At 70.7% G+C, this 1,459-nt stretch carries 1 protein-coding gene; it reads left to right on the plus strand.

Annotated features, from left to right (window positions below):
- Positions 1-216 precede the first annotated feature (216 nt).
- Positions 217-1,459, plus strand: a 1,243-nt coding sequence (locus NON22_RS24255; protein WP_257389552.1) for a sigma-54-dependent transcriptional regulator, incomplete at its 3' end; no start/stop codon positions are given.

Raw genomic sequence — 1,459 nt, forward strand, 5'->3', positions numbered from 1 at the left:
CGGCCGTGGCCACGCGCAGCGTCTGAGCGGCGACGGTCCCCGGCCGGCGGCGTGCCTGCGCCGCCGGCCCCGGGCTGCCGGCGCGTCTCCCGATCCGGCCTATTCACCTGTGCGGGTCTTCGCGGCTACCCTGCGCGATCCGACGCAACCAATCGGCGCCGGGCTGCATCCAAGCAGCCCATGCGCAGCCCGAAACCCTCATCCGATCGTGAGTCCATGCGCACCGTCCTGGTGATCGACGACAATCCGGCCGTAACCACGGCGCTGGAAGTCCTGCTCTCCCTCAACGAGATCCGCACCGTCGCGGCGTCCTCGCCCGACAGCGGCCTGGATCTGCTCGAGCGCGAAGCCGTCGATCTCGTCATCGCCGACATGAATTTCCACCTGGACACGACCTCGGGCGAAGAGGGCATCGCACTGTTCCGCGCGATCCGCGCGCGCCATCCCGACCTGCCGGTGATCCTGCTGACCGGCTGGACGCGGCTCGAAACCGCCGTGGAGCTCGTCAAGGCCGGCGCGGCCGACTACCTGGCAAAGCCCTGGGACGACCAGAAGCTGCTCGCGACCGTCGAGAACCTGCTCGAGCTGGCCGAATCCACGCGCGAAGTGACCCGCCTCAAGCGCGCGCGCAGCAAGAGCCAGGAAGCGCTGCGCGCGCGCTTCGACCTGCGCAACCTCGTATTCGCCGACTCGGCCACCGAGCGCGTGATCGAGCTGGCTTGCCAGGTCGCCCGCGCTGAGCTGCCGGTGCTGATCACCGGCCCGAACGGCGCCGGTAAGGAGCGCATCGCCGAGATCGTGCATGCGAATTCGGCCGTCAGGAACGGGCCGTTCGTCGCCGTCAACTGCGGCGCGCTGCCGAACGAACTGATCGAGGCCGAGCTGTTCGGCGCCGAAGCCGGCGCGTACACCGGAGCGTCGAAGGCGCGCGAGGGCCGTTTCGAGCTCGCCGACGGCGGCACCTTGTTCCTCGACGAGATCGGCAACCTGCCGCTGTCGGGCCAGATCAAGCTGCTGCGCGTGCTCGAGACCGGCCAGTTCGAACGCCTGGGTTCGGGCCGCACGCGCACGGTCAAGGTGCGCGTGCTCAGCGCGACGAACGCGGACCTGCCGGCGATGATCCGCGAAGGCCGCTTCCGCGAAGACCTCTATTACCGCCTCAACGTCATCGAGCTCGCGCTGCCGCCGCTGCGCGACCGTCCCGACGACATCCTGCCGCTCGCGCAGTATTTCCTCGGCGACGAGGCGCGCTTGAGCGACGAAAGCCGCGCGGCGCTGCTGGCCCATGCCTGGCCCGGCAACGTGCGCGAGCTCAAGAACTCGATCCAGCGCGCGCGCGTGCTCTGCCGCGACGGTCTCGTGCAGCCGGCCGACCTCGGCCTCGCGGGCGCCGTGCGCGCGCCGCAGCGCGGCAGCGACGAACCCGACCGCGCCGCGATCGAGGCGGCGCTCGCGCGTG

It is taken from the genome of Tahibacter caeni (genome assembly GCF_024609805.1).
GTDB lineage: Bacteria > Pseudomonadota > Gammaproteobacteria > Xanthomonadales > Rhodanobacteraceae > Tahibacter > Tahibacter caeni.